This is a genomic window from Mesorhizobium sp. WSM4850 (assembly GCF_055811735.1).
Map to the genome: position 1 here is coordinate 1 of NZ_JBVVPV010000166.1, position 598 is coordinate 598.

A 598-nucleotide genomic window follows, 5' to 3' on the forward strand; every position below is an offset into this window, starting at 1 on the left:
AAACGCGGGCGGGACTTTGCGGCCTGGCTTGGGCTCGTGCCACGTCAATACACCTCCGGCGGCAAGGAGCGACTTGGACGCGTGTCGAAGGCTGGCCAGACCGATATCCGGTCTTTGTTGATCATCGGCGCCATGTCACGCCTGACAGTGCTGGCCCGCAAATCCATCGTCGAGGGTTCATGGCTGGCACGGATGCTGCGTCGCAAGCCGCTCATGCTGGTCGCGATCGCGCTTGCGAACAAGATGGCGCGGGCGATCTGGGCGATGATGACAAAGAAAGAGGATTATCGAAATCCGGCGCGAGTTGTGGCTGCATGACGCATATGCATCACCACACAAACTGGCGCCGGTGAAAAAGGTGTAGGAAGTCGATGACCTGAATGGGCACAATGATCGAAAAGATCTGGATTGGGAAAACCAGCCGTCGTTCCCGAGCTTGAAAGCTCTTGCAGAAGATTTGGACCCGATCCGCAGATCACCATACCGGCCCGCGGCTTCTTGAAAGGCCGCAACGACAGGCCTGAGAGAAGAACGCACTCGATCACCGGCACATCAGGTTGGAAGGCTTCTTGCATCAAGGGCGGCAACCAGAGAAGAA

Annotated in this window: 2 protein-coding genes; one reads left to right on the forward strand and one right to left on the reverse strand. The window is 57.7% G+C overall.

The window, feature by feature from the left end:
• A partial coding sequence (locus AC0L2Z_RS35430; protein WP_473630649.1) for a transposase occupies positions 1–318 on the forward strand: 318 nt, incomplete at its 5' end.
• Here AC0L2Z_RS35430 and AC0L2Z_RS35435 read toward each other — a convergent pair.
• A partial coding sequence (locus tag AC0L2Z_RS35435; protein ID WP_287100518.1) for a hypothetical protein occupies positions 285–598 on the reverse strand: 314 nt, incomplete at its 5' end. The two genes, AC0L2Z_RS35430 and AC0L2Z_RS35435, sit on opposite strands and share 34 nt — an antisense overlap.